The sequence below is a fragment of the Sphingobium sp. AS12 genome (assembly GCF_019097845.1).
Taxonomy (GTDB): domain Bacteria; phylum Pseudomonadota; class Alphaproteobacteria; order Sphingomonadales; family Sphingomonadaceae; genus Sphingobium.
The window spans coordinates 16,145-38,987 of record NZ_JAHRGM010000017.1 but is presented as its reverse complement, the minus strand read 5'-3'; the positions used below and the strand labels follow the sequence as shown (position 1 = coordinate 38,987).

The 22,843-nt window shown below is 64.5% G+C and carries 25 protein-coding genes; 16 read left to right on the top strand and 9 right to left on the bottom strand.

The features are described from left to right. Nucleotides 1-80: 80 nt before the first annotated feature. The gene (locus KRZ98_RS06715; RefSeq protein ID WP_217672894.1) at nt 81-1,214 is read right to left on the bottom strand and encodes a serine hydrolase; all 1,134 of its coding nucleotides are present in this window, start codon (nt 1,212-1,214) and stop codon (nt 81-83) included. A 170-nt stretch (nt 1,215-1,384) separates the two neighbouring features. On the opposite strand from KRZ98_RS06715, the gene KRZ98_RS06710 reads away from it, so the two are divergent. Beyond that, nucleotides 1,385-2,230, top strand: a complete 846-nt coding sequence (locus KRZ98_RS06710) for an alpha/beta fold hydrolase (RefSeq protein WP_217672893.1) — start codon at nt 1,385-1,387, stop codon at nt 2,228-2,230. Nucleotides 2,231-2,346: 116 nt separating this feature from the next. Here KRZ98_RS06710 and nadB read toward each other — a convergent pair whose 3' ends face one another. The 5 genes from nadB to purM form a co-directional block, all read right to left on the bottom strand. Beyond that, complete coding sequence (gene nadB / locus KRZ98_RS06705) at nt 2,347-3,951, bottom strand: L-aspartate oxidase (RefSeq protein ID WP_217672892.1); 1,605 nt, start codon at nt 3,949-3,951, stop codon at nt 2,347-2,349. Nucleotides 3,952-3,971: 20 nt separating this feature from the next. Further along, nucleotides 3,972-4,394, bottom strand: a complete 423-nt coding sequence (locus tag KRZ98_RS06700) for a hypothetical protein (RefSeq protein ID WP_217672891.1) — start codon at nt 4,392-4,394, stop codon at nt 3,972-3,974. Further along, nucleotides 4,391-5,317 carry an ABC transporter ATP-binding protein gene (locus tag KRZ98_RS06695; RefSeq protein ID WP_217672890.1) on the bottom strand — a complete coding sequence of 309 codons (927 nt, stop codon included), beginning with the start codon at nt 5,315-5,317 and terminating at the stop codon, nt 4,391-4,393. Before KRZ98_RS06695 ends, KRZ98_RS06700 begins: the two co-directional genes overlap by 4 nt. A gap of 41 nt (nt 5,318-5,358) precedes the next feature. Continuing rightward, complete coding sequence (gene purN / locus KRZ98_RS06690) at nt 5,359-6,309, bottom strand: phosphoribosylglycinamide formyltransferase (protein ID WP_217672889.1); 951 nt, start codon at nt 6,307-6,309, stop codon at nt 5,359-5,361. Nucleotides 6,310-6,396: 87 nt separating this feature from the next. Next, nucleotides 6,397-7,491 (bottom strand): phosphoribosylformylglycinamidine cyclo-ligase, encoded by a 1,095-nt coding sequence (gene purM / locus KRZ98_RS06685; protein ID WP_217672888.1) that lies wholly within the window; start codon nt 7,489-7,491, stop codon nt 6,397-6,399. Between the two features lie 108 nt (nt 7,492-7,599). Here purM and KRZ98_RS06680 point away from each other — a divergent pair, with 108 nt between their 5' ends. The 8 genes from KRZ98_RS06680 (at nt 7,600) to KRZ98_RS06645 (ending at nt 16,192) form a co-directional block, all read left to right on the top strand. After that, on the top strand, nt 7,600-8,895 hold the full coding sequence (locus KRZ98_RS06680; protein ID WP_217672887.1) for a heavy-metal-associated domain-containing protein: 1,296 nt from the start codon (nt 7,600-7,602) through the stop codon (nt 8,893-8,895). Further along, nucleotides 8,892-9,530: a chromosomal replication initiator DnaA gene (locus tag KRZ98_RS06675; protein ID WP_217672886.1), complete on the top strand. Its 639-nt coding sequence runs from the start codon at nt 8,892-8,894 to the stop codon at nt 9,528-9,530. The genes KRZ98_RS06680 and KRZ98_RS06675 overlap by 4 nt, the downstream gene beginning before the upstream one ends. 5 nt (nt 9,531-9,535) lie before the next feature. After that, nucleotides 9,536-11,674: an RNA degradosome polyphosphate kinase gene (locus tag KRZ98_RS06670; RefSeq protein WP_217672932.1), complete on the top strand. Its 2,139-nt coding sequence runs from the start codon at nt 9,536-9,538 to the stop codon at nt 11,672-11,674. Nucleotides 11,675-11,679: 5 nt separating this feature from the next. Continuing rightward, nucleotides 11,680-13,203 (top strand): Ppx/GppA family phosphatase, encoded by a 1,524-nt coding sequence (locus tag KRZ98_RS06665; protein WP_217672885.1) that lies wholly within the window; start codon nt 11,680-11,682, stop codon nt 13,201-13,203. Between the two features lie 200 nt (nt 13,204-13,403). Next, the gene (locus KRZ98_RS06660) at nt 13,404-14,081 is read left to right on the top strand and encodes a queuosine precursor transporter (protein WP_217672884.1); all 678 of its coding nucleotides are present in this window, start codon (nt 13,404-13,406) and stop codon (nt 14,079-14,081) included. Nucleotides 14,082-14,283: 202 nt separating this feature from the next. Further along, nucleotides 14,284-15,201: an acetylglutamate kinase gene (argB, locus tag KRZ98_RS06655; protein ID WP_217672883.1), complete on the top strand. Its 918-nt coding sequence runs from the start codon at nt 14,284-14,286 to the stop codon at nt 15,199-15,201. 7 nt (nt 15,202-15,208) lie between these two features. Then, nucleotides 15,209-15,550, top strand: coding sequence for a hypothetical protein (locus KRZ98_RS06650; protein WP_217672882.1), 342 nt, complete (start codon nt 15,209-15,211; stop codon nt 15,548-15,550). A 78-nt stretch (nt 15,551-15,628) separates the two neighbouring features. After that, complete coding sequence (locus KRZ98_RS06645) at nt 15,629-16,192, top strand: DUF1993 family protein (protein ID WP_217672881.1); 564 nt, start codon at nt 15,629-15,631, stop codon at nt 16,190-16,192. On the opposite strand, the gene KRZ98_RS06640 is transcribed toward KRZ98_RS06645, so the two are convergent. Further along, entirely contained in the window at nt 16,159-16,671 is a 513-nt protein-coding gene (locus KRZ98_RS06640) for a hypothetical protein (protein ID WP_217672880.1), read from the bottom strand. The genes KRZ98_RS06645 and KRZ98_RS06640 overlap by 34 nt on opposite strands. On the opposite strand from KRZ98_RS06640, the gene KRZ98_RS06635 reads away from it, so the two are divergent. From KRZ98_RS06635 to KRZ98_RS06615, 5 genes are read left to right on the top strand one after another with little or no spacing between them, the layout of a single operon-like run. Continuing rightward, a complete protein-coding gene (locus KRZ98_RS06635) occupies nt 16,670-16,960 on the top strand; it encodes a YggT family protein (RefSeq protein ID WP_119746334.1) in 291 nt (96 codons plus the stop codon). The genes KRZ98_RS06640 and KRZ98_RS06635 overlap by 2 nt on opposite strands. Next, nucleotides 16,957-17,274 carry a DUF167 family protein gene (locus KRZ98_RS06630; protein WP_217672879.1) on the top strand — a complete coding sequence of 106 codons (318 nt, stop codon included), beginning with the start codon at nt 16,957-16,959 and terminating at the stop codon, nt 17,272-17,274. The genes KRZ98_RS06635 and KRZ98_RS06630 overlap by 4 nt, the downstream gene beginning before the upstream one ends. Beyond that, nucleotides 17,271-18,164 carry a bifunctional methylenetetrahydrofolate dehydrogenase/methenyltetrahydrofolate cyclohydrolase FolD gene (gene folD, locus KRZ98_RS06625; protein ID WP_217672878.1) on the top strand — a complete coding sequence of 298 codons (894 nt, stop codon included), beginning with the start codon at nt 17,271-17,273 and terminating at the stop codon, nt 18,162-18,164. The genes KRZ98_RS06630 and folD overlap by 4 nt, the downstream gene beginning before the upstream one ends. Next, complete coding sequence (locus KRZ98_RS06620; protein ID WP_217672877.1) at nt 18,161-18,805, top strand: hypothetical protein; 645 nt, start codon at nt 18,161-18,163, stop codon at nt 18,803-18,805. The genes folD and KRZ98_RS06620 overlap by 4 nt, the downstream gene beginning before the upstream one ends. Beyond that, a complete protein-coding gene (locus tag KRZ98_RS06615) occupies nt 18,802-19,422 on the top strand; it encodes a MarC family protein (protein WP_217672876.1) in 621 nt (206 codons plus the stop codon). The genes KRZ98_RS06620 and KRZ98_RS06615 overlap by 4 nt, the downstream gene beginning before the upstream one ends. On the opposite strand, the gene KRZ98_RS06610 is transcribed toward KRZ98_RS06615, so the two are convergent. Then, complete coding sequence (locus tag KRZ98_RS06610; protein WP_217672875.1) at nt 19,419-19,874, bottom strand: phenylacetaldoxime dehydratase family protein; 456 nt, start codon at nt 19,872-19,874, stop codon at nt 19,419-19,421. The genes KRZ98_RS06615 and KRZ98_RS06610 overlap by 4 nt on opposite strands. Nucleotides 19,875-19,935: 61 nt before the next feature. Here KRZ98_RS06610 and KRZ98_RS06605 point away from each other — a divergent pair, with 61 nt between their 5' ends. Beyond that, nucleotides 19,936-20,484 carry a TetR/AcrR family transcriptional regulator gene (locus KRZ98_RS06605; RefSeq protein WP_217672874.1) on the top strand — a complete coding sequence of 183 codons (549 nt, stop codon included), beginning with the start codon at nt 19,936-19,938 and terminating at the stop codon, nt 20,482-20,484. A gap of 7 nt (nt 20,485-20,491) precedes the next feature. On the opposite strand, the gene KRZ98_RS06600 is transcribed toward KRZ98_RS06605, so the two are convergent. Next, on the bottom strand, nt 20,492-21,172 hold the full coding sequence (locus tag KRZ98_RS06600) for an OmpA family protein (RefSeq protein WP_217672873.1): 681 nt from the start codon (nt 21,170-21,172) through the stop codon (nt 20,492-20,494). Nucleotides 21,173-21,324: 152 nt separating this feature from the next. On the opposite strand from KRZ98_RS06600, the gene KRZ98_RS06595 reads away from it, so the two are divergent. Continuing rightward, on the top strand, nt 21,325-22,659 hold the full coding sequence (locus tag KRZ98_RS06595) for a hemolysin family protein (protein WP_217672872.1): 1,335 nt from the start codon (nt 21,325-21,327) through the stop codon (nt 22,657-22,659). Nucleotides 22,660-22,843: the final 184 nt, after the last annotated feature.

Sequence of the window (22,843 nt, the reverse complement as noted above, 5' to 3'; positions counted from 1 at the left end):
GTCGCGATGTTCGCGCTGGTTCTCAACTGATGCTATCGGGCAAATAAGGGGCGGGCGCTATACGGCGCACGCCCCTTATCTCATTTCGGCTCGTGGTTCGCCGCGACCGCCTTGGCCACCGCCTGCATCAGCGCCCAGCGTTCGGGGATGCCGACCGTAGTGCTGCCGATCATCACCGCCACCGCATAGCTTGTGCCATCGGGCGCGGTCATGATGCCGATATCGTTAAAGCCAGTAGAGCGTGGTGGCAGGTCTTGGCCCGTGCCGGTCTTGTGCAGATAGGACCAGCCCGGCGGCACCCCGCCCTTGATCCGTTGTGGCCCGGTCTTGGCTTCCGACATGATCGACAGCAACAGGCGGGACGAGGCGGATGAGAGCATCTCGCCCTGTTTCAACTTGGCCAGCGCCTGGACGATCGAGGCGGGGGCCGCGCCGTCGGGCGGGCTGGCGAGATAATTGTCCAGCGCCTTCACCCGCGCCGCCATCGGCACCTTGGCGCGGGCGGCATAGAAATTGCGCCCGATTGCATAATCCTGCCGCCAGTCGAGACCCGCCGTCGCTGATTGCAGCAGCCGTTCGCCCGGCCCGAAGCGAATGTCCCGGATCATCCGCCGCGCCAGAAAGCCACGCACGGCGTCCGGCCCGCCGACCGCGCGCAGCAGCGTGTCGTTGGCGGTATTGTCGCTCTGGGTCATCGCGCGGCGCATCAGGTCGGAGTAGCTGGTGGTCCAGCCGCTGGTACCGACCATCGCGGCGGTCGGCTGGTGGAACAGGGTCAGGTCGTTGCGGGTGATGGTGGTCGTGTCGGTCAGCCGCAGCTTGCCCCGGTCGACCGCGTCCAGAAAGGTCATCGCTACCCAGAGTTTCGACACGCTTTGTTGCGGGAACAAAGCATTGCCGTTCCAGGCCACAGTCCAGTCGGCGCCGACCCGCCGCACCGCAATGCCGACCTTGCCCCGGAAGCTCTGGCCCAGATTGCGCACGACGCTGACCAGCGCGGGGGAGGGCGTTTCGGTCAGGTCAATCTCGCGATAGGGCAGAGGCGGATTGGCGACCTCACGGATCGGCCATGTATTGGTCGTGGGCTGTACCCGCTGCGGCGCGGCGGCGGCGGCCTGCGCCGGGCGCGGTTCGGGGGCGCTGACACAGGCGGACAGTGCCACCATCAACAGGACCAGGCGCGCGGAACCGCCCCGGCTATCATTCGATCTCATTCCATTCCCCGCACTCTGCAAGCGCCATTTAGGGGCAGCCACCCGATAAGCGGGCAAGGCTGATGCGACGAATGATTCCACAAATGCGATGTAAGGAGGCTGAACGGGGAACCGGGACAAAGCGGCGTCCGCTCAGTTGCGGTTAAGCGTCTGAGCGGCAATAGAGCGGCATGATGGATCAAGGCATGGACAGGCGCGCTCTGCTGGGCCGGGCGCTGGCAGCGGGCGGATTGTTGTGGAGCGGGACGGCGCAGGCCGCAGCTTTTGCCTCGCGCCGGATCGCCGTGACTATGCGGGGTTCGGGGCGTGATGTGTTGCTGATTCCGGGGCTTGCCAGCGGTCCGGGCATCTGGAACGGCGTACTGGGCGCGGTGCCGGGCTATCGTTTTCATCTGGTGCAGGTGCGCGGCTATGCCGGGTTGGCGGCGGAGGGTAATGCCAGCGGCCCGCTGGTCCAGCCGCTGGCTGAGGAGATCGCCCGCTACATTACAGCGTCGGGTTTGAAGCGCCCGGCGATCGTCGGCCATTCGATGGGCGGCACGCTGGCGATGATGCTGGGGCTGAAGGGTGTGGCGGGCCGGGTGATGGTGGTCGATATGCTGCCGGCCGGGGCAGCGATGGTCGGCGGCACGGCCAGTGGCCTTGGCTTTCTGGCCGATCAACTGGGCGGCTATCTGACTGGAACGGTGGCGGGGCGGCGCTATCTGGCGCAGATGGTCGGGCAGGCACCCGGTGCGAAGGGGAGCGACCCCGATGTCATCGCCAGCGCTTTGCGCGATCTGGCCAATATCGACCTTGGCCCGCAACTTGCGCGGCTGAACGTCCCGCTGGAAGTGGTCTATGCGGTCGGCGCGGACCGGGAGCAGGCCGCTATCATCGCCAGCCGGTTCCGCACCGCCTATGCCCCCAAGAAGGATGCGGTGCTGCGAGCGATCGGTCCCAGCGGCCATATGGTGATGGCCGACCAGCCCGCGCGCTTTCATGCGGCGCTCGGCACTTTCCTCAAGGATATTTGACGCGCGTCAAAGCGGGTCGCGGCAGGCCAGGCTAGAGCGGAGATACCGGACGCGCTTTCAGCGCCTCCCTCCTCCACCTTCAGGCGCGGCGCCGACCCGGCGACCGCGCCATTTTTTTACGGCGCCAACACTGTATCCACCGCAGCCTCCAGCGTTTCAGGATAGTCGAGCGTATAGTGCAGTCCCCGGCTTTCCTTGCGATGGAGGGCAGACCGGACGATCAGCCGAGCGACCTCCAGCAGGTTGCGTAATTCGATCAGGTCCGGGGTCACGCGGAAATTGCCGTAATAATCATCGACCTCCTGCGCCAACAGGGCGACGCGGTGCTGGGCACGTTCCAGCCGCTTTGTGGTGCGGACGATGCCGACATAATCCCACATGAAGCGGCGGATTTCCTTCCAGTTATGCTGGACGATGACCTCTTCGTCGCTGTTGGTGACGCGGCTTTCGTCCCATGGCCGGATCGGTGGCGGGGCGGGCAGTTCGTCCCAGTGATTGCGGATATGTTTGGCCGCCGCTTCGCCGAACACGAAACATTCGAGCAGCGAGTTGGATGCCAGGCGATTGGCCCCATGGAGACCGCTTTCGGTCACCTCGCCCGCAGCATAAAGGCCGGGCAGGTCGGTACGGCCATCAAGGTCGATCACCACCCCGCCGCAGGTATAATGCTGCGCAGGGACGACCGGGATCGGCTCCTTGGTGATGTCGATGTCCAGGTCCAGCAGCCGGGCATAGATGGTCGGAAAGTGGTGCTTCACAAATTCCGGCGGCTTGTGGCTGATGTCGAGATGGACATAATCAAGGCCCAGCCGCTTGATTTCATGGTCGATGGCGCGGGCCACCACGTCGCGCGGGGCCAGTTCCTCACGCGGGTCGAAGCGGGGCATGAAGCGCTCGCCACCGCCCGGCACGCCGGGGGGGAGTTTCAGATGGCCGCCCTCGCCACGCACCGCTTCGGTGATCAGGAAATTCTTGACCTCCAGATTATAGAGGCAGGTCGGGTGAAACTGGTTCATTTCCATGTTCGACACGCGGCACCCCGCGCGCCAGGCCATGGCGATGCCGTCGCCGGTCGCGCCGCGCGGCGCTGTCGAGAAGAGATAGGTGCGGCCCGCGCCACCGGTGCACAGGATCGTCGCCTTGCCCAGCAGCGCATCGACATGCTTGGTCTTTTTGTTGAAGGCATAGACGCCCCAGACATGGCCATCGCCCGAATAGCGCTCGCCATGGCGGGAGGTGATGAGGTCGATGGCGATCAGATCCTCGACCAGGGTGATGTTGGGATTGGCGCGGGCAGCCTTCAGCAGGGCGACCTGCACCGCATGGCCGGTGGCGTCATCGACATGGACGATGCGGCGATGGCTATGCCCGCCCTCGCGCGTCAGGTGCCAGCGGTCACCAAAATCCTCGCCCGCATTGAAGGGGACGCCGAGTTTGGCGAGGCGCTCGATTGCGGCGGGGGCTTCGGACACGACGAACTCGACGGTAGCGCGATCGTTCAGGCCCGCGCCTGCGACCATCGTATCTTCGACATGCGCCTCGAAACTGTCACCGGCATCGAGTACCGCGGCAATGCCGCCCTGCGCCCAGTTAGTGGACCCGCCATCCAGCGCACCCTTGGCCAGCACCAGCACCTTGCGATCCTGCGCCAGGTTGATGGCGGCCGTCAGCCCCGCTGCGCCGGAGCCGATGATGATGACGTCGTGGGTTGTGGTGGGCATGGCTAATTCTCTCGATGAATTCAGGCCTGAGCGCTACGTGACAGGCAGCGTTGACGGGCATCTTCAAGTCGCGGACTTGGCGGGACGCTTCTGGCCCAGTTTTTGCCGACGCGAAAAATAATTTCTCGTTTTGCGGCAGTGAAAGAAGCGACAATTTTTTGGTCGTCGATAATCATCGCGCGACCATGCTGTCCTCGAAAAATCTCTATTTTGCGGACTACCCCGTCGACATTCAGTGTGAACTGCTTGGCATCCGCTGGCCAATCCCCGCCTATCAGCGCTAGAACGGGGATACCCATACAATTGAGACCGACATAGCTGTGCTTGGCATCATCGAAACTGTACGACATCAGCGGCCACGTTTCTTTCCATTCGGTCTTTCGGTCGCAAGCCGTCAGAAGGGCCAGAGGAAAAAATAAGCATGGCAGCCAAGACTTTTTCACGCCGTCGCCGTCAGATTGAGGAAAACATCCTCCAGATCCGGGTCGCGCGTGACCACGTCCACGATGGCGAGGCCGCTGGCCTGCACGGCGCTCAGCACCTGGCCCGCATTGGCGCGGTCCTTGAGATAGGTGATGGTGAGCGTACGGTCGCCCGATAGTTCGACCTTCTCGAAACAGGGGGCGTCAGGCGCGGTCACGATGTCGCGGTCCACCGTCACCTGCACCACCTTTTCCAGCGCCATGTCGACCAGTTCGCGGGTCGGCTTGTCGGCGATCAGGCGGCCATGGTTGATGATGCCGATACGGTCGCACAGCTCCTCGGCTTCTTCGAGATAATGGGTCGTCAGCACGATGGTGACGCCCAAGGCGTTCAATTCACGCACATAGGCCCAGAGCTGCTGGCGCAATTGCACATCGACGCCAGCGGTCGGTTCGTCCAGCACCAGGATCGGGGGTGAGTGGACCATCGCCTTGGCCACCAGCAGGCGGCGCTTCATGCCGCCCGAAAGCGTGCGGGCGTAGGCGTGCGCCTTGTCCTCCAGATGGACGGCGCGCAGCAATTCCATCGACCGGCGCTTGTCCTTGGGCACGCCATAATAGCCGGCCTGATTTTCCAGCGTCTCAAAAGGGGTGAAGAAGGGATCGAACACGATTTCCTGAGGCACGATGCCGATCGAGTTTTTCGCATTGCGCGGATTGACGTCCGTGTCGAAGCCCCAGATGCGGGCCGTTCCCGACGTCTTGTTGACCATGCCCGCGAGGATATTGATCGTGGTCGACTTGCCCGCGCCATTGGGACCGAGGAGGCCATAAATCTGGCCGCGCGGGATCGACAGATTGATCCCGTCGAGCGCGCGCTTGCCGCCCTTATAAACTTTGGTGAGCTTGGTGATCTCGATTGCGGGGGCGTGGGTGTCGGTCATGGCTCCACTCTATGGGGATGGGCGGCGACGAAGGGAAGGGGTCAGAACTCGTCGGCAATATCCATGAGGCCCAGCAGCTTGCGCGGGGCGACCTGCCGCCAGCTGTCGTGCAGGCGTTGTGCGACATGATCCCAGTCGGTGTCGCCGAGGTCCAGGCGGATGCCGACCCAGTCATTGCCGAAATAGGCGGGGCGGTAATAGCGGTCCGGGTCGGCTTCGATCAGGCTGGCCTGTTCTTCGGGCGCAGTTGTTTTCACCAGCACCGCGATGATGCCGTCGCCATGATGATCACGGGTGAAGTAGGCGAATTTCTTGCCCTTGACGATGCCGAAACAGGGCATTCCGCGCGAGACGATTTCGTCCGCTTGCGGCAGGGCCAGTGCGCTTTCGCGGACCTTGTTCAGCAGCCAGTCGGGCTGGCGCTCACGGGTGACGAAGTCGGCGAGGGTGCGGGAATAAAGCTGATGCTCGGCGATGAGGATGCGGGCGGCGAGGCTGCTTTCGGTGTCGTCCGGCAGGATCGCCACCGGGGTCTGGCCCAGCACCGGGCCGTCGTCCAGCTCCGCGGTGACGATATGGACCGAGCAACCGGCATGGCTGTCACCGGCGTCAATGGCGCGCTGGTGGGTGTCCAGCCCCTTATATTTGGGTAGCAGGCTGGGATGGATATTGAGCATCCGGCCTTCCCAACCCGCCACGAACTCCGGGGACAGGAGGCGCATATAGCCCGCCAGCGCCACATATTGCGCCCCCGCCGAGCGCAGCTGCGCGTCCATGATCTGGTCGAACGCGGCGCGCTTATGGCCTTTATGGCTCTGGCCGAAGGTCGCGATGCCCTCGGCAGCGGCCAGTGTCAGGCCGGCAGCGTCGGGATCGTTGGCGGCGACCAGCACGATCTCATAAGGGCAGTCGTCGGCCTTGGCTGCGTAGAGCAGGGCCGCCATGTTGGAGCCGCGACCGGAGATCAGGACGCCGACTTTTGCCTTTTGCATAACAACATCCGTTCGGTTCGAGCGAAGTCGAGAACCCTGGCGCGACCGTTTCTCGACTTCGCTCGAAACGAACGGAGGGTGGTGATTTTAGCCCAGATGCGTCGCGCGCCAGTCGGCCTTGGCGCTCCATGTCTCGGTCGAGCCGCGCACGGTGCAGCCCTTTTCGCCCGCCTGGACTTCGCCGATGCGGTGGACGGTTTCGCCCGCTGCTTCCAGCGCCGTGGTGACGCCCGCGACATGGCCTTCGTCAACGCTGAGCACCATGCCGATGCCGCAGTTGAAGGTGCGCGCCATTTCGCCCGGTTCGATATGGCCCTGCGCCTGGAGGAAGGCCATCAGGCGTGGCTGATCCCACGCATCGGCGTCGACCATCGCATGGCAACCATCGGGCAGGACGCGGGGGATGTTTTCCAGCAGGCCGCCGCCGGTAATATGGGCCAGCGCATTGACCATCCCTGCGCGCACCAGCGGCAGCAGGCTTTTCACATAAATTTTCGTAGGCGCCATCAGCGCGTCGATCAGCAGCACGTCCTGATCGAAGATCGCGGGACGGTCGAGCTTCCAGCCCTTGTCGGCGGCCAAGCGGCGGACCAGCGAGAAGCCGTTGGAGTGGACACCGGATGAGGCGAGGCCCAGCAGGACGTCGCCCACCTTCACGCGATTGCCAGTCAGCGCCTTGTGCCGTTCGACCGCGCCAACGCAGAAGCCTGCCAGATCATAGTCGCCCGGACCGTACATGCCCGGCATTTCAGCAGTTTCCCCGCCGATCAGCGCGCAACCGGCGATGCGGCAGCCCTCCGCGATTCCAGCGATGACGCGCTCGGCGACGCCGCTCTCCAGCTTGCCGGTCGCATAATAGTCGAGGAAGAAAAGCGGTTCGGCCCCCTGCACGATCAGGTCGTTGGCGCACATGGCGACCAGGTCGATGCCCACGCCGTCATGGCGGTTGTGGTCGATCGCCAGCTTCAATTTGGTGCCGACGCCGTCATTGGCCGCGACCAGCAACGGATCGTCATAGCCAGCGGCCTTGAGGTCGAAAAAGCCGCCAAAGCCGCCCAGTTCAGCGTCGGCACCGGGGCGACGGGTCGCCTTGGCAAGCGGCGCAATGGCGCGGACAAGGGCGTTGCCAGCGGCGATATCAACGCCAGCCTTGGCGTAGCTGTAGGATTCGTTCTCACTCATGGGGGAGCGCCCTAGAGCAAAGGTGCGCAAAACGGAAGGGCAAGGCCCGAACGACAAACTTGGGGTTGGCGCTTGGCATCCTGGGCAAATCCCGCCAAAAGGGCGCGCGTGAGCCTGAGCCAGACCCTTAACCGCCTGCCGTTCCAGTCCGGTGCCATCCTGCGCGCCGTGTCGCGCCCGGTCCAAATCCTTCTCGCTATCGCGATCGGCCTGGTTGCCGCCGCGCTGTTTGCGCAGATGGAAGGGGAGCGGGGCGTGCCGCCGATCGCCAGTGGCGGCGATTTCGAGGTGCGCGGGGTCAAGGTCGATGTCGTGGCCAAGGATGCCGACAGCGCGCGCTATGCCGGGTGGCGGATGGCGCAGCGGCAGGCGTGGCGGATGCTGTGGACGCGCACTCATGGCGGCGGCGGCGCGCCTGCTTTGTCCGATTCGCAGATCGAGGCGATGGTGTCGGGCATCGAGATTGATTTTGAGCAGGCGGGGCCGACCCGTTATGTCGCGACGCTGGGCATATTGTTCGACCGGGCGCGCACCGGGCAGTTGCTGGGCGTGTCGGGCAATGTCATGCGATCGCCGCCCTTGCTGGTGATCCCGGTGCTGTGGGATGGCGGATCGGCCGTATCCTATGAACGCACCAATGAATGGCAGAAGGCCTGGGCGCGATACCGCACCGGGGACAGCGCGATCGACTATGTGCGCGTCGCCGGATCGGTGGCTGACCCCATATTGCTGAACGCCGGACAGACCGGGCGGCGCGGGCGGCTGTGGTGGCGGGTGCTGCTTGACCAATATGGCGCGGCCGACGTGGTGATCCCGATCGCGCGGCTGGACCGGGCCTATCCCGGCGGGCCGGTGACCGGCACCTTCACCGCGCGCTATGGACCGGACAACAGCCTGATCGGTAGCGTGACGCTGCGCGCGTCTAACGCCAGCGGCATCGCGCAGATGCTGGACGAAGGCGCGCGGCGGATTGACGAGTTGTATATTCGTGCGCTCAACGATGGCCGCCTGCGGCCCGACCCGTCTCTGATCATCGAAGAGCCGGTCGATCCCGATGCGCTGGCGATCGAGAATGCAGCCGATGCGGTCGTTGAAATGACCGATCTGCCGACGGCGACGGCCACCACCGGCACCACCAGCTTTGCGATCCAGTTCGATACGCCCGATGTCGGGTCGATCGGTGCGGGCGAATCGGCGGTGCGGGCGATCCCCGGCGTGCGATCGGCATCGACCAGCAGCCTGGCGCTGGGCGGCACGTCGGTGATGCAGGTCAGCTTTGACGGCACGGTCGATATGCTGCGCAACGGATTGCAGGCGCGCGGCTATAGTGTCGCCGTGTCGGGCACGACCCTGCGCATCACGCGCAGGCAGGCACCGCAGCCCACGCCCCCATCGCAGCAATGAGCCAGATCAGCCTGCCTTTCGACTGGCATGGCGCGGCCAGCGGCGGGGATTTTCTGGTCAGCGAGGCCAATGCCCAGGCCGTCGCCCATCTGGAACGCTGGCGCGGCTGGCCACTGTCGGTGAGCGTGCTGACCGGGCCGCCGCTGTCGGGCCGATCGACGCTGGCACGCCATTTCGCGCAGATGAGCGGCGGTAATGTGATCGACGATGCCCAAGGACAGGACGAACATGGCCTGTTCCATGCCTGGAACGAGGCACAGACCAGTCATCGACCCCTGCTGATGATCGGCCATGCGCCACCCGCCAGCTGGACCGTGGCGCTGCCCGACCTGCGATCGCGGCTGGCCGCCGTGCCCCATGTCGCCATCGCCGAGCCGGACGAGGCGCTGGCGCGCGCGCTGATCGAACGCCAGCTCGGCGCGGCGGGGGCACGCTTTGCCGCCGATCTGCCCGACTGGCTTCTCCGCCGGATCGAGCGCAGTTATGGCGCAATCGTGGCGGTGACACGGCTGCTCGATCGGGCGGCGCTGTCATCTGGCCGTAAGATTTCCGTCGCAATGGCAAAAGACTGCCTGCAAGGCGCTGGCTTTCTGCCTATAATAGCGTCCAACCCTTCCCTCGATCCGTGCGAGTGACCCCAGTGGCCGAAGCCGATCCCGCGACCAGCCTGACCCTGCCCATGGGGCGTTATTTCAACCGTGAACTGTCCTGGCTGGCGTTCAACCAGCGCGTGCTGGAAGAGGCGATGAACCGCGCCCATCCGCTGCTGGAACGGCTGCGTTTCCTGTCGATTTCCGGTGCCAATCTGGACGAATTCTTTTCCGTCCGGGTTGCAGGCCTCAAAGGCCAGCAGTTGCAGGATGTCGACATGTGTTCAGCCGACGGGCTGACCGCCGGGCAACAATTGGCCGCCATCGCGGCGGAAACAGACCGGCTGATGCTGGCGCAGCAAAAGGTGTGGGGCGTCGTCCATGGCGAGCTGGCGCAGGTGGGGATCGAGGTGGTTGGTCCCACCAGCCCGATCGACCCGCTGGGCGAGGCCTGGCTGCGCGACCATTTCCTCAATCAGATTTTCCCGATCCTGACGCCCCAGGCGCTGGACCCGGCGCACCCCTTCCCCTTCATCCCCAATGAAGGCCTGTCGATCGTGTTCGACCTGCAACGTCTGTCGGACAAGCAGCCGATCCGCGAGCTGGTGATGATCCCCGCCTCGCTGGCCCGCTTTGTCCGCATCCCCGGCGAACCGGCGCGCTATATGGCGCTGGAGGCTGTGATCCGGCGTTTTTCGGGGGACCTGTTCCCCGGTTACATGGTGCGCAACAGCGGCGTGTTCCGCATCATCCGCGATAGCGATATCGAGATTGAGGAAGAGGCCGAGGATCTGGTCCGCCACTATCGCAGCGCGATCAAGCGTCGGCGCCGGGGCCGCGTCATTCGCATGGAGATAGAGGAGCGCATCCCCGAACCCGTCGAGGAGATGTTGCAGGACATGCTCCAGGGCCATGAAGCGGTGGTGGTCGAGGTGGAGGGGTTCATCGGCATCGGCGACCTGTCCGGCATCGTGGACGAGGACCGGCCAGACCTGAAATTCGAGCCTTATGTGCCGCGCTTTCCCGAACGTATCCGCGAATATGGCGGCGACTGTTTCGCCGCGATCCGGGCCAAGGATATTGTCGTCCATCACCCCTATGAGGCGTTCGACGTCGTCGTCGCCTTCCTGAAACAGGCGGCGGTCGATCCCGATGTCGTGGCGATCAAGCAGACGCTCTATCGCGCGGGCAAGCAGTCGGCGATCATCCGTGCGCTCATTGACGCGGCGGAGGCAGGCAAGTCGGTGACTGCCGTGGTCGAGCTGAAGGCGCGGTTTGACGAAGAACAGAATCTGATGTGGGCCGACGCGCTGGAGCGGGCGGGGGTCCAGGTCGTCTATGGCTTCATCGACTGGAAAACCCACGCAAAGGTGTCGATGGTCATCCGGCGCGAGGGCGACCAGTTCCGCAGCTACTGCCATTTTGGCACCGGCAATTATCATCCGGTCACCGCGCGCATCTATACGGACCTCAGCTTCTTCACCGCCGACCCGGCCTATAGCCGCGATGCGGCGGCGCTGTTCAATTACATCACCGGCTATGTGGAGCCGCAGGGGCTGGAAAAGCTGGTCATGTCGCCGCGCAGCCTGCGCGATCATCTGTGCGCGATGGTGGACAAGGAAATCGACCATGTCCGCGCCGGTCGCCCCGGCACCATCTGGGCCAAGATGAACAGCTTGGTCGATCCGGCGCTGATCGAGAAGCTCTATGCCGCCAGCAATGCCGGGGTGCAGATCGACCTGATCGTGCGGGGTATCTGCTGCCTGCGGCCGGGCGTGCCGGGCATGTCGGAGAATATCCGGGTCAAGTCGGTGGTCGGCCGCTTTCTGGAACATAGCCGCATCGCCGTGTTCGGCAATGGCAAGGCGCTGCCCAATAATGGTGCGAAAGTCTATATCAGCTCGGCCGACTGGATGCCGCGCAACTTCGACCGGCGGGTCGAATTTCTGGCGCCGATCGAGAATCCGACCGTGCATGACCAGATATTGGACCAGGTGATGGTCGCCAATCTGATCGACAGCGAACAAAGCTGGACGCTCGATAGCACGGGCCATTACACCAGGCTCGATCCCGGCGACAAGCCGTTCAACCTGCACCGTTATTTCATGACCAACCCGTCGCTGTCGGGACGCGGCGCGGCGCTGGACAATGAAGCGGTGCCCACCCTGCGCCTGCGCGGGCGGGCCTGACGCCCATGAATTCGATGCTCAGCCGGGTCCGCGAGGCGGCGCATAATATGGCGACATCACCCCAGCCGACGACCGGTCGCACCGCGATCATCGACATCGGCTCCAACAGCGTGCGTCTGGTCGTCTATGACGGGCCGCGCCGTATTCCGTTCATCCTGTTCAACGAAAAGGTGATGGCCGGGCTGGGCGCGGCGCTGGCGCGGACCGGGCGGATCGAGCCGGAGGCGATGGAACGCGGCCTGCGCGCCGCCGAGCGCTTTGCCCATCTGTGCCGGCAGATGAAGGTTGCCGACATACGCTGTGTCGCCACCGCGGCGGTGCGCGACGCGACCAACGGGCCGGAGTTCATTGCCCGTGCCGCCGCCATGGGACTGACCGTGGAATTGCTGTCGGGTCGGCAGGAAGCGGTCGGCGCGGCTATGGGCGTGCTGTCGGGCATCCCCCATGCCGATGGCATTGTCGGCGATCTGGGCGGTGGCAGCCTGGAACTGGCGCGAATCAGGGACGGGCAGGTGCATGAGACGATATCGCTGCCGCTGGGCGTGCTGCGCCTGCCGCAGATTCGGGCCAAGGGGCCAAGGCTGCTGGAGCGGCAGGTGACCAAGATGCTGGTCAAGGCAGGCTGGCGGCAGGAGCCTGACCTGCCCTTCTACATGGTCGGCGGGTCGTGGCGGGCGCTGGCGCGGTTCGACATGCAGCTGACCCAGTTTCCGCTACCTGTGGTGCATCAATATGAGATGCCTGCCAGCCGCGCCGAACAGCTGATCCGCATCGTGTCCCATGTCGATCGGGCGCGGCTGAAAGATATTCCGGGGATGAGCGGATCGCGCGTGCCGACGCTGACCGATGCAGCGGCGTTGCTGTCGGTGGTGGTGCGCCAGCTGCGGTCGAGTCGCCTGGTCGTGTCGGCCTATGGTCTGCGCGAAGGATTGCTGTTCGAGGGGCTGCCGCCGGAGATTCGCGCCCATGATCCGCTGCTGGTCGCGGCCGAGGCGGAGGGGGAGGCGCAGTCGCGCTTTCGCGGCCATGGCGACCGGATCGAGCGCTGGATCGCGCCTTTGTTCGCCGATGATACCGCCGCCGTCCGCCGCATCCGCCGCGCCGCCTGCCTGCTGGCCGATGTCGGCTGGCGCGCCAATCCCGATTTCCGGGCAGAACGCGGGATGGAGATTGCGCTGCACAGCAATTGGGTGGGCATCACCGCGGCGGAGCGGGCGATGCTGGGGCAGGCGCTGTTCAGCCATTTTGGCGGTGGCACGGCGATCGCGCCGGGGCTGGAACGGCTCGCAAGTCCAGACGCGCTGCGCCGGGCGATGCTGTGGGGGCTGGCGATCCGGCTCGCCCAACGCCTGTCGGGCGGGGTCGAGCGGCCGCTGACCCATACGCGGCTGGCGTTGCGAGACGGGCTGCTCCTGCTGGAACTCGACAGCGACGATGTGGCGCTGGGCGGCGAAGTGGTCGAACGGCGGCTGAAGCATCTGGCGCAGACGCTGGGTGTCAAATATCGGCTGGTGCGAGGTGAGGGGTAGGGGGTTAGCGCGGCCCGACCGACGATATCACAGCCCAACATCCGTTCGGGCTGAGCTTGTCGAAGCCTTGTCCTTCTTCTCAAGAAGAACAGCCCTTCGACAGGCTCAGGGCGAACGGAGTTTAGGTTATGTGATGGCGAGGCCGTCCATCCCGCACCGCCCACCTTCCCCTGCCGCGTAATTGTGGCTAAGCCCCGGCGATGACATCTTCTCCCGCGCCGCTCAGCCGTTCGCTTTTTGGCTTTTCGATCTTTTATGGCGGCATGGTCTGCATCGCAGGCGTGCTGGGCAACAAGCAGGTGACGCTGGGGCCGGTGTCGGCCATCGGGCCTGCACTCGGCCTTGGCCCGCTGGCGGTGGAGGCGGGGATTTTCGCCTTCCTGCTGCTGGTGACGATTTCCAGCGCGGTGGCCGAACTTCATGGCCGCGCGGTCGCCAACCGGCTGGTGCAGATCGGCTTCCTGCCGCTGATCGCCTCGATCCTGCTGTCGGTGCTGGTCCTGGCCGCGCCTGCTGCGGGGGACATGGACCCGGCGCGGGCGCAGGCCTTTGCCATGATGATGGGTGGCACGCCGCGCATCTGGGCGGGCGGGATCATCGCCTATGGCGTATCGCAGACATTGAATGTCACCCTGTTCGCGCTGCTCAAAGGGCGGGAGGGTAGCCGCCTGCTGTGGCTGCGTGCGGCGGTGGCCAGCATCTTGTCGCAGATCGCCGACACATTGCTGTTCGTCACGATCGCCTTTTACGGGGTCTTTCCGATCGGTGAGTTGCTGCTGGGGCAGATGCTGGCGAAGGTCGTGCTGTCCGCCCTGCTGGTGCCGCCGGTCATCTATCTGCTGGTAGGACTGGGGCGGCGGCTGGACAGGCAGTCCTGAACGGACGGATCGGCTAGTCCGACAGCGAGTCAGACATATGTGGCGATTTTGATTCAAATGATTAGTTAGCAAACTAATCGAACTTCTGTTGCTGGGCGGGTGGTGCGGTCCGGCGGTGGGTGGCCGGTGGGTCGCGCCGGTCGCGCTGGCTTCCCAGAGTGTATCCAGCCCTGAAAACTTGCCGAACCCGTCCTTTCGCCCTATGCGCCCGCGCATGACCAGTTCGCATGATCCCGTCCCGGCGCTGCTTGCCAAGGCTGAAACCCTCGTCGAGGCGCTGCCCTATATGCAGCGTTATGCGGGCAAAACGTTCGTGGTGAAATATGGCGGCCATGCGATGGGTGACCCGGAAGCGGCGCGCGATTTTGCCGAGGATGTCGTGCTGATGAAGGCGGTCGGCATCAATGTCGTCGTCGTCCATGGCGGCGGGCCGCAGATCGGCGCGATGCTGAAAAAGCTGGGCGTCGAGTCGGAATTTATCGGTGGGCTGCGCGTGACTGACGCGGAAACCGCCAAGATTGCCGAAATGGTGCTGGCGGGATCGATCAACAAGGAAATCGTCGGCTGGATCGCCGGGGCTGGTGGCCGGGCGGTCGGCATTTCGGGCAAGGATGGCGGGCTGGTCATCTGCGAAAAGGTGCTGGGCAAGCGCGAGGCGGACCCCAATTCGGGGATCGAGCGCAATGTCGACCTGGGCTTTGTCGGCGATCCGGTGAAGGTCGACCGGCGCATCCTCGACACGCTGACGCAGGATGGCATCATCCCCGTGGTCGCGCCGGTGGGAATCGGTGCGGACGGCCACACCTACAACGTCAATGCCGACACGATGGCGGGCGCGATCGCCGCGGAACTGGGGGCGTCGCGCTTTTTCCTGCTGACCGATGTCGCGGGCGTACTGGACAAGGACAAGAATCTGCTGACCGATCTTGATCCGGCAGCCATCGAGGTGCTGCAACAGGATGGCACGATCAGCGGCGGCATGATCCCGAAGCTGGAAACCTGCGTCAAGGCGGTCGAGGGCGGTGTGGACGCCGCGGTCATCCTCGACGGGCGGGTGCCGCACGCGATGCTGCTGGAAATCTTCACCAAGCGCGGTGCGGGCACGTTGATCCGCAAATAGAGCATATATGGCCCGCAAACATTCCAAACATGGTCGCCATGATGACGTGCATCTGGACGACGATGAGGCTCCGGCGGTGGTTCCGCCTTGCTGGCTGTGCGGCCGACCCACGGGCGAGACGATCATCTGGCATCATCCCGTGCCAAAGAGCCGGGGCGGGCGCGATGTCGTGCCGATGCATCCGATCTGCCAGCAGATGTTGATCAAGAATTTCACCAATTCGCAATTGCAGCGCCACGGCATGGATGTGGACGGGTTGCTGGCAGACCCGGCTGTGCGCAAATTTGTCGACTGGGTCGCGAACAAGGCGCCCGATTTTACCGCGACCATGACCAAGAAGCAGCGCTGAGCGGTCGTTTTGTCCGCCTCTGACGCTGACGGAATGATGATGCATTTTTCAACTATCCCCCTTTTGGAGAGCCGATCCATGTCGCTGAACCAACTTCTCGTCCCGACTTTCGTGCAGATGCTCAATTGTCTGTCCGCCTGGCTGGAGAAAGCGCAGGTTGCTGGCGGTGATGATGCCGATGTGCTGCTGTCCGCTCGGTTGGCACCCGACATGTATCCTTTGTCGACGCAGATCCGCTTTGCCTGCGTGCAGGCGCAGGAAGCGATCTATCGGCTAAAGGGGGAGGATTTTCCGGCCGCGCTTGGCGAGCTGCTCGACGAAGGGCGCAATGGGGCGGAGCATCCCGGTTCGATCGCGGACGCCAAGGGCCGGATCGCGCAAACCGTGGCGTTGCTGGAGGCGCTCGGTCCCGATGCGCTGGATGTTGCTGCTGGCACGATGATCGCCCATGCCCTGCCCAACGAGATGATTTTGGACCTGACCGCGGAGCAATATGCGCGGGACTGGAGCCTGTCCCAATTTTATTTCCACCTGATGACCGCCTATGCGATCCTGCGGGGAAATGGGGTGGAATTAGGCAAGGCGGACTATGTCGCGCATTTGTTCCCCTATTTCCGGCCGGGGACGATGCCGACGGGCTGATCGGGAATCACGGGAGCGAGCAGCCATTGCATGGCTTCGGGCTCCGTATCGAAGCAGGCCAGTTCGTCGCGATTGAGGATGCGTCGCGCCTGCATCCAGGCCAGCGAACTGCCCGTGACCATGGCGAGCTTGCGGCTTCTGATGTCGCCTTCGCCCAGCACCTGCTGGAAGGCGGCGACGGCTTCCTGCGATTGCAGGCTGCAACCGGAAATGTCGCATAGCGTGACATGCTGGTTGCGCGCGCAGCCAAGCCGGGCGATTACCGGATAACGCGCCGCGCCGAACGCCTGGATCGTTTCGATGTCGAAAAAGCCCGTCAGGGTCATGCGGATCAGGTCATGGGCCGGTTCGGCCTCGATTGTGTAGCTGCCTCTCATCCGCACACCATGCAGGAAAAAGCTTTCCGAAAGCTTGCGGCGATGCTTGTCCCCCGGCCATCGGACGGGGTAGAGAGAGGCAACGTTTTTCGGAGACCTCATGGCCTACGCGCTTTATCAGATCATCGTCATCCTGCTCGACGTGCTGTGGTGGATCATCATCATCCAGGCGGTGATGAGCTGGCTGATCGCCTTCAACATCGTCAATATGGGCAGCGATTTCGTCCGTACCGTCATGACCGCGCTCGACCGGATGACAGCGCCTATCTATAATCCCATCCGCAAGATCATGCCCGATCTGGGCGCACTGGACCTGACGCCGATGGTCGTGCTGCTGGCGATCCTCATCATCCGGCAGGCGGTATTGCCCCCGTTATTCGGGCTGGTGTGACGGTCTGGGTTCAGGCGGGTGACGACCTGATCCTGGCTGTCCGGCTGACGCCGGGTGCGGCCAAGGAGATGGTCGGCGGCGTCTGGACCGATGAGAAGGGCGCGCAATGGCTGTCCGCGCGGGTGCGGGCGGTGCCGGAAAAGGGCCGGGCCAATGATGCGCTGGTCGCCCTGCTCGGCAAATATCTTGGATTGCCCAAGGGGGCGATTTCGCTGGAATCAGGGGACAGCAACCGGCTAAAGCGGCTGCGCATCCGGGGCGGCGCACAGCCGCGCCTGATAAGCATCATCGAACAACAGGTTGACGTGACATGACCATCGGCAAGATCATCGACGGCAAGGCTTTTGCAGCAGGACTGCGCGACAAAGTGGCCGAGGGCGTCGCCGCTTTCGCAGCGCAGGCGGGACGAAAGCCGGGGCTGGCGGTGGTGCTGGTGGGTGAAGATCCGGCGAGCGCGGTCTATGTCCGCAACAAGGGCAAGATGACGGTAGCGACCGGCATGGAAAGCTATGAGTTCAAGCGCCCGGCCAGCATCGGCGCGGACGATCTGCTCGACCTGATCGAGGAGCTGAACCATGACGACCGGGTCGATGGCATATTGGTCCAGCTGCCGCTGCCCGCCCATATCGATGAAAGCGCGGTTCTGGCCGCGATCGACCCGGCCAAGGATGTCGATGGCTTCCATGTCGTCAATGCCGGCAAGCTGGCAACGGGGCAGGAGGCGCTGGTCCCGTGCACGCCGCTGGGCTGCATCATGTTGCTGAAGGACGAGCTGGGCGACCTTACTGGTCTGGAAGCCGTGGTGGTGGGCCGGTCCAACATCGTCGGCAAGCCGATGGCGCAGCTGCTGCTGGCGGAAAGCTGCACCGTGACGATCGCACATAGCCGCACCCGCGACATTGCCAGCATCGTCCATCGCGCCGACATCGTCGTTGCCGCCGTCGGGCGCGCCGAGATGGTCAAGGGCGAATGGATCAAGCCGGGCGCGACGGTGATCGACGTCGGCATCAACCGGGTGGCCGATACCGAGGATGGCAAGGGCCGGATCGTGGGTGACGTCGCTACCGCCGAGGCGCTGGCCCATGTCCGCGCGATCACCCCGGTGCCGGGCGGGGTCGGGCCGATGACGATCGCGGTGCTGTTGCGCAACACGCTGGTCGCGGCTCATGCCCGTGCGGGGCTGGCCAAGCCTGACGGGCTGTGAGGATGCGGCTGGCTTTGCTGGCTGTGGCTGCGGCGGCTTTGGTCGCCGCGAAGCCGCCGCTGCGTTTCCAGCCTGATCCCAGCTCCGTCATCGCCGCTGAAATCGCGTTCAGCCGGTTGGCGCAGGACAAGGGGCAATGGACTGCCTTTCGTGCCACCGCCGCTGACGATGCGGTGATGTTTGTGCCGCAGCGGGTGCTGGCCAAGGATTGGCTGAAAGGGCGCGCCGATCCCCCAGCGCCGGTCAAATGGTCGCCGTCGATCGTCTATGTCTCGTGCGACGGCAATCTGGCCGCCAGCACCGGCAACTGGACCCGGCCGGATGGCGCGGTGGGTTATTTCACGACGATCTGGCGGCGCGACAAGCAGGGCGTCTGGAAGTGGATCGCCGACCATGGCGATACGCTGGCCAAGGCGCGTGACGTGCCGGAATTTCTGAGCGGCAAGGTCGCGACCTGCAAGCGGCCTGCGCGCCCCGATGGCCCGCCGCCTGCGGGCAAGGACGCACCGCCGCCGCCTGACGACAGTCTGCTCTGGTCGGCGCAGGTCGCGACCGATGGCAGCCGCCGGGTGACGGTGCAGATGTGGAACGGCACGGGCTATGACAGCGTGATCGACGACAGGGTAGGGGCGGCATCATGATCGAACTCTTCATTTCCGCCTTCGTCACCCTGTTCGTGGTGATCGACCCGCCCGGCTGCGCCCCCATCTATGCCAGTCTGACCGGCGGGGCGAGCGCGGCGCAGCGCAAGGCGATGGCGATCCGCGCGGTGGGGATTGCCGCCGCGATCCTGCTGGTGTTCGCCTTGTGGGGCAAGCAGTTGCTGGGCGTGCTGGGGATTGCGCTCGACAGTTTCCGCATTGCGGGCGGCATCATGCTGTTCATGATCGCGATGGACATGGTGTTCGAAAAGCGCACCCAGCGGCGCGAGGACCGGGCGCAGAAGATCAGCGCCGAAGAGCCGCATGTCGAGGATGTGTCGGTATTCCCGATGGCGATGCCGATGATCGCCGGGCCGGGATCGATCGCGACCGTCATGCTGCTGATGTCGCGGGCGGACGGCATGGGCGAGCGGATGGTGGTGCTGGGCGCGGTCGTCGTGACGCTGCTGCTGATGCTGGGATCGCTGATCGCCGCCGGGCCGCTGATGGCGCTGCTGGGCCACAAGATCGAGGCGGTGATCACCCGGCTGCTGGGTGTGTTGCTCGCTGCGCTGGCGGCGCAGTTCGTGATCGACGGGTTGAAGGCGAGCTTTTAGCCCGCCTGACTGTGCGCCATGCGTTGGCGGGCGCTCAGGAGGGAGCCGACGGGGTCGAGCGCAGGTGCGAATTTGGCGAATCCCATCGGTACGGCCATGTTGGCGTAGAGCGCTTCCATCGCGCCGGTGCGAGCATAGGTTTCGTGCCAGAAACCTGCACCACGACTCAATTTGGCGAAATCGCGCCACCAGCCCGCATGTGGCGGCGATCGGGTGAAATGCTCCAGGCTGTCGATATCGCGCCAATATTGGCGGATGCCCACCTGATTGAGGGAAAAGAAAAACTGCTCATGCGCAAGCAGCCCGTCGGGCGGCGCCTGCTCGATCGCGTGCAGCCCCCGGCCGATGCCCAACAGCGATGCAACGCCGCGCCAACTCGTGACGCGAAAGCCGAGCATGACGACGATCAGGTCGGGATAGGCGGCAAGGTCAACGGTCATACGGGATTGCATCGACTCGCTCCGTGTTGTTTATGATGTAAACATACCCCAGTTTGATTACAGTGTAAACATCATGATCAGTGCCCCTCCACCTTCGCTGCATGACCGGCTGGTCGATTGCGCCCTGACGCTGCTGGAGGGGGGAGAAGCCGATGTGAGCCTGCGCGCCGTCGCGCGGGCGGCTGCGGTATCGGCGATGGCCCCCTATCGCCATTTCGCGGACAAAGCCGCGCTGATGGCGGCGGTTGCGCTGCGCGGCTTCACCATGCTGGAAACGGATGCGCTGGCGGCGGACGGGGCGGGCGATCCGGGCGATGCACTAACGCAGCAGGGGCTGGCCTATATAGGCTTTGCACGGCGGCATCCTGCGCTGTTCCGGCTGATGTTCGCCGACGGGGCCGGCATGACCCTGCCACATGACCAGTGCCGGGGCGCCTATGCGCTGATGGCTGCGCGGGTTGCCGAACTCGCGCCTTCGGACGCGCAAGCCGGGGCGCTGGCCTGCTGGGGACTGGTCCATGGCCTGGCGACACTGGCGCTCGACGGTCGCTTGCCGCCCGATCCGGTGGCGGAGCGGGCGGCTCTGGACCTGATGGCGCGGGCGCTTGCCGCCCGCGCCTGACGGGGGATCAGCCGCGCAGGTCGGCTTCGGTGACGGGTGCGATCTTGATTTCGACGCGGCGGTTGGCGGCCTTGCCTTCTTCGGTGGCGTTGGATGCGATCGGCTGGGTTTCGCCATAGCCGCGGGTGCCGATGCGGGCGGACTGGACGCCGCGACCGATCAGATAATCGGCGACGGAGCGCGCGCGCCGTTCCGACAGGGTCTGGTTATAGGCGTCGGCACCGTCGCTGTCGGTGTGGCCCAGCACGTCGATATAGGTTTTGGGATATTGGGCCAGCACACTGGCGACATCGTTCAGGGTCGGCTGGAACTGGGGCTGCACATCCGCGCGATCATAGCCAAAGGTGATACCCGAAGGCATCCGCAGCAGCAGATTGTCGCCGTCGCGAATCACGTCCACGCCCGTGCCGGCGGTTTCCTCGCGCAGCTTGCGTTCCTGGGCGTCCATATAGGCGCCGATGCCCGCGCCGGCGACCGCGCCAATGCCTGCGCCAAGGATCTTTTCGGTCCGGTCGTTGCGCCCGCCGACCAGATCGCCGAGCAGGTAACCGCCCAACGCGCCGCCGATGCCGCCGATTGCGGCTTTGGAAATAGAGCGCTGACCCGTGGTCGGATCGGTGGTGCAGGCGGTGGTGGCCAGCATGGCGGCCAGACCTGCGGCGCCGATGACGCGCTGAGAAATGTTCATGATCCTGTTCCCTTGTCTTTTTAGTGTTCGAGCGAGCCGAATAGCCCCAAAATCATCGAGCTATGCGTTTGTTCCACAAGCGAACTGAACCGGTGATGATGGGGATGTTGTGAAATTGAAAGAATAGCGGCTATAGGAGGTTGCTGACCGCCATGGCCACGATCCCCCTTCCCAATCCGACGCCCTTTCCCTGGGCCGATCTTTTCATCATCCTTGCGCTGGTGGCGCTGAACGGCGTCTTTGCGATGTCGGAACTTGCCATCGTGTCGGCGCGCAAGCCGCGCTTGCAGGGGCTGGAGAAGGCTGGGCGCAAGGGGGCGACGACCGCGCTCAAGGTGGCGAGCGATCCGGGCAAATTTCTGTCGACCGTGCAGATCGGCATCACCCTGATCGGCATCATCGCCGGTGCCTATTCGGGCGCGAGCCTGGGCGGGCCGGTGGGTGAGCGGCTTCATGCGCTGGGCGAGAGCCTGGGGTTGGGCCTGTCGGTCAATGCGTCGGAAAATCTGGGCTTTGCGCTGGTCATCGGCTTTACCACCTATGCGTCGCTGATCATCGGCGAGCTTGTGCCCAAGCAGTTTGCCCTGCGCGCGCCCGAACCGATCGCGGTGATCATGGCCGGGCCGATGCTGTGGCTGTCCAAGGCGACCGCGCCGATCGTGTGGGTGCTGGACGGGTCGAGCGCGCTGATCTTCAAGCTGCTGCGGATGAACCGCGAATCGGAACATCATGTGACGGCGGAGGAGCTGCACCTGATCGTTGCCGAAGCCAGCAAATCGGGCGTGATCGAAGAAAGCGAACGGGCGATCATTTCGGGCGTGGTGCGGCTGGCCGACCGGCCGGTGCGCGAGGTGATGACGCAGCGGATGGATGTCGACTGGATCGACATTGGCGCGGACGATGCGACAGTCCGCGCGCGGCTGCTGGAAACGCCCCATACCCGCCTGCCGGTGGGGCGCGGGTCGGTGGAGGATATTATCGGCATCGTCCAGGCGCGCGATATCATGAGCGCGCTGTTCCGGGGCGAGACGCTGAATGTCGGTGCGCTGATGCGCAAGGCGGAGGTAGTGCCTGACCAGGTCGATGCGATGGACGCGCTGGAAGTGCTGCGCCGGTCCGACGTGCCGATGGTGATGGTCCATGACGAATATGGCCATTTCGAGGGGATCGTGACCCCGGCCGACCTGTTGTCCGCCATTGCGGGCCATTTCGCGTCCGACCGCGACGCCTATGATGAGCCCGACATGGTCGAGCGCGAGGATGGCAGCCTGCTGGTGTCGGGGCAGATGCCGATCGACCAGCTGGCCGAGCGGATCGGCATCGACCTGTCGGAGGACCGCGATTATGCGACGGTGGCGGGCCATGCGCTGTGGCTGCTCAAGCGACTGCCCGAAGTCGGCGATTATGTGGACGATCAGGGCTTCCGCTTCGAGATTGTCGATATGGACGGGCGCAAGATCGACAAGGTGCTGGTCGCGGAGCGCTAGGGGCGCGGGTCATACCAATATGCGATGATTGTGAATCATCCCCCTCTCCCCGGCGGGGAGGGGGAGCGAGGCGAAGCTGAGCGTCCCCGCGGCGGTAGCACACCCCCACTCAACCTCCCCATTAAGGGCACGGCTATAGCATATGGATCGCGCCTCATTTTACTTCGTCATGCTGAACTCGTTT

Bases quoted from the DNA above. Each gene is read 5' to 3' on its own strand.
- KRZ98_RS06715 (WP_217672894.1), bottom strand. From the start codon at position 1,214: ATGAGATCGAATGATAGCCGGGGCGGTTCCGCGCGCCTGGTCCTGTTG.
- KRZ98_RS06710 (WP_217672893.1), top strand. From the start codon at position 1,385: ATGATGGATCAAGGCATGGACAGGCGCGCTCTGCTGGGCCGGGCGCTG.
- nadB (WP_217672892.1), bottom strand. From the start codon at position 3,951: ATGCCCACCACAACCCACGACGTCATCATCATCGGCTCCGGCGCAGCG.
- KRZ98_RS06695 (WP_217672890.1), bottom strand. From the start codon at position 5,317: ATGACCGACACCCACGCCCCCGCAATCGAGATCACCAAGCTCACCAAA.
- purN (WP_217672889.1), bottom strand. From the start codon at position 6,309: ATGCAAAAGGCAAAAGTCGGCGTCCTGATCTCCGGTCGCGGCTCCAAC.
- purM (WP_217672888.1), bottom strand. From the start codon at position 7,491: ATGAGTGAGAACGAATCCTACAGCTACGCCAAGGCTGGCGTTGATATC.
- KRZ98_RS06675 (WP_217672886.1), top strand. From the start codon at position 8,892: ATGAGCCAGATCAGCCTGCCTTTCGACTGGCATGGCGCGGCCAGCGGC.
- KRZ98_RS06665 (WP_217672885.1), top strand. From the start codon at position 11,680: ATGAATTCGATGCTCAGCCGGGTCCGCGAGGCGGCGCATAATATGGCG.
- KRZ98_RS06660 (WP_217672884.1), top strand. From the start codon at position 13,404: ATGACATCTTCTCCCGCGCCGCTCAGCCGTTCGCTTTTTGGCTTTTCG.
- argB (WP_217672883.1), top strand. From the start codon at position 14,284: ATGCGCCCGCGCATGACCAGTTCGCATGATCCCGTCCCGGCGCTGCTT.
- KRZ98_RS06650 (WP_217672882.1), top strand. From the start codon at position 15,209: ATGGCCCGCAAACATTCCAAACATGGTCGCCATGATGACGTGCATCTG.
- KRZ98_RS06645 (WP_217672881.1), top strand. From the start codon at position 15,629: ATGTCGCTGAACCAACTTCTCGTCCCGACTTTCGTGCAGATGCTCAAT.
- KRZ98_RS06635 (WP_119746334.1), top strand. From the start codon at position 16,670: ATGGCCTACGCGCTTTATCAGATCATCGTCATCCTGCTCGACGTGCTG.
- KRZ98_RS06640 (WP_217672880.1), bottom strand. From the start codon at position 16,671: ATGAGGTCTCCGAAAAACGTTGCCTCTCTCTACCCCGTCCGATGGCCG.
- folD (WP_217672878.1), top strand. From the start codon at position 17,271: ATGACCATCGGCAAGATCATCGACGGCAAGGCTTTTGCAGCAGGACTG.
- KRZ98_RS06615 (WP_217672876.1), top strand. From the start codon at position 18,802: ATGATCGAACTCTTCATTTCCGCCTTCGTCACCCTGTTCGTGGTGATC.
- KRZ98_RS06610 (WP_217672875.1), bottom strand. From the start codon at position 19,874: ATGCAATCCCGTATGACCGTTGACCTTGCCGCCTATCCCGACCTGATC.
- KRZ98_RS06605 (WP_217672874.1), top strand. From the start codon at position 19,936: ATGATCAGTGCCCCTCCACCTTCGCTGCATGACCGGCTGGTCGATTGC.
- KRZ98_RS06600 (WP_217672873.1), bottom strand. From the start codon at position 21,172: ATGAACATTTCTCAGCGCGTCATCGGCGCCGCAGGTCTGGCCGCCATG.
- KRZ98_RS06595 (WP_217672872.1), top strand. From the start codon at position 21,325: ATGGCCACGATCCCCCTTCCCAATCCGACGCCCTTTCCCTGGGCCGAT.